We start from the raw sequence: 2,402 nt of genomic DNA, 5'->3' as shown, positions 1-2,402 counted from the left end.
GCGTTCGAGACCTCGGGCCGCGCTCACCGCGAACTCGCGGGAGGGACTAACGTGGCGGTTGACGCGGGCACCGACGACGCCGCTGGCTTCGAGCACGGCCGCGACGTCCTCGACGGGCTCGCCCTCGACGGCCCACAGCTCGGTCACGAAGCGTGCCGAAGCCGTCGAGTCGAGGACGGACGCGCCGACCTCGCGGCGCAGCGCGGCGGCCGAGTCCGCATCAGCGACGGCGTACTCGACGACAATGCCTCCGCCCTCGAACCGCGGGGCCTCGAGGTCGACCTGGGCGGAGACGTCGCACTGGAAGTCCTGGGTCCCGGTGTAGAACTCCTGGCCCTCTCCGTTCAAGCCACACGGCCCGCGGAGCCACACGGTCCAGGTCTGCGGGCCGTCCTGGACCGGGGCTCCCACTCGAATCGGGTCCACGACCCAGGTTGCTGTGAACGTGCCGCGGGGCTCGACCGTCACGGGCTCCTGGCCGAGCGTGCAGGGGAGGTCCGTCAGCCACACCGAGGGCGCGACCTCGAGGCCGGGGTAGCAGCTGCCATCGGCGTGGACCGTCGCGGTCGCGTCGCCCTCGTTGCGGAGCACGTAAGTGACCGTGATCGCCTCGCCGTAGGTGTAGGCCTGCTGATCGGCCGAGACCTCAGTGACGAACGACGGCTGGGCCACCGCTCCGGCGGCGACCATCGACAGGATGAGAGCGCGCATCGGCAGCCTCGTGGTTGACGACGGCACAGCCTACGTTCCCCCGAGTGCCTGCGCAAGGGCCTCAAGGCCGATTCCCTCGGCGCCGGTCCGGTGGCGCATCGTCGCCCACCAGTCCAGGATCAGCATCTGGGCCGCGTGGATCGGGACGGCGATCCAAAAGCTTCGGCAGCGCCACACCAACGCGCCGAGCGCCAAGCCGCCCAGGACAGACAAGTAGGCCTCGGCCGGAGGCTTCTGCGCGTGCAGGATGGCAAACGGGACCGTCTGCACCACGATCGCGAGCGGCGCTCCGATGGCCGGCGCCGTCCCAAACAAAACGAACCCTCGCCACAGGTACTCCCACCCGATCCAGTAGAAGAGGAAGAGCGCCTCGTAGGTGAGGAAGATGCCCCAGTCGTCGCGCGCCGGCAGGTAGTGCGGGTACTGCTCTTGGAATCCTGTGCCGTCGGTCAAAATCCACGTTCCGATCACGACGAGCGGCAGGTAGAGCGCCGTGATGCCGAGCGCCAGCTTCCAGTCGCCCAGGCCCAACCCGGCTTGCCGCGGGGTCCACCGAAACGCGAGCAGCAGGATCGCCGCCGGGACGACGAACCCAAAAATGCCCTGCGTCCCGAACCACCACGCCCAGGCCCCGAAGGCCGCCTCCTCGAAGCCGAGCGGGTTGTCGAGCGTGAACCGGTAGAACCGGCGGCTCCCGACTTGCAAGTGGACCAGCACCAGCAGCGTCGCCGCGATGAGCACGATGGCGGCGCGGCGTGCGTTAGGACTGAGGCCGGCGACGGAGGCGCGAAGTTCTTGCCACTCGCCTCGGAGACGGTCTATCATCGGTCGTGTTGGGGCTGGGTCGGCCTGCGCCGGTGCACGAAAGATACCCGGCCACCCCGTTCCCCCCGGACCATGCGCCTCGCCATTGCCCTTCTTTTGACCGGAGCCGCCGCCTTCGCCGGCGCCGTCGGATGGACCGACGCGGGGGACGAGCCCGTCCTCGAGGACGAGACGGTCCAGGCTGAACCGGCCGCGGTCGACCTCGAGGCCGCGGCCCAGGACTCGATGGACGTGTGGCTCGCGCCCTACCGCGACTTTCCTGCACCGGCGGGCGTCTCCGACCTCGAGGCCGAAGCGTGGGTGGACGCGACGCTGGCCGGGATGAGCCTGGAGGAGCGCGTCGCCCAACTCTTCGTCGTCGAGCTCGGGGCCGTCCGCGATCCCGACGGTCTGGCCCGGATGGGCATCGGCGGGTTCCACATCAGCCGTCGGACGGCGCCGATGGAGGTGCTGTCCGTCACCACGCGCCTGTCCTCGAGGACGGACGTGCCGCTCTTCTTCACGGCCGACTACGAGTGGGGCGTCGGGACGAGGTCGTCCAACTTTACCGAGCTCCCGGCCGCCATGGCCTACGGCGCCGCCGACAGCGAGGCTCTCGCCGAGACCGGCGGGGCCGTCACCGCCCTCGAGGCCCGCGCCCAAGGCATCAACGTCCTGTTCGCGCCCGTCGCCGACGTCAACAACAACCCGGCAAACCCGATCATCAACACGCGCTCGTTCGGGGAGGACCCCGAGCGCGTGGGCGAGCTGGCCGGCGCCTACGTCCGCGGCGCCCAGCGCAACGGTGTCTTGGCGACGCTCAAGCACTTCCCCGGCCACGGCAACACCGACACCGACACGCACGTCGCGTTCGCCGCCGTCCCCGG

3 protein-coding genes are annotated in these 2,402 nt (G+C 70.2%); 1 reads left to right on the top strand and 2 read right to left on the bottom strand.

Translation table 11 applies throughout. The annotated features are described in order from the left end of the window. Nucleotides 1-711: hypothetical protein (locus tag WBA11_RS17380; RefSeq protein ID WP_424521904.1), on the bottom strand; the 711-nt coding region annotated here is incomplete at its 3' end. Between the two features lie 30 nt (nt 712-741). After that, a complete protein-coding gene (locus tag WBA11_RS17375) occupies nt 742-1,536 on the bottom strand; it encodes a lysostaphin resistance A-like protein (RefSeq protein WP_424521903.1) in 795 nt (264 codons plus the stop codon). Nucleotides 1,537-1,608: 72 nt separating this feature from the next. Between WBA11_RS17375 and WBA11_RS17370 the strand changes: the two genes are divergently transcribed. Further along, the coding region (locus tag WBA11_RS17370) for a glycoside hydrolase family 3 N-terminal domain-containing protein (protein WP_424521902.1) at nt 1,609-2,402 on the top strand (794 nt) is incomplete at its 3' end.

This window comes from Rubrivirga sp., assembly GCF_049648075.1.
Lineage (GTDB): Bacteria > Bacteroidota > Rhodothermia > Rhodothermales > Rubricoccaceae > Rubrivirga.
Note: the sequence above shows the minus strand (reverse complement) of the source record. Positions and strands in the feature narration are given on the sequence as shown.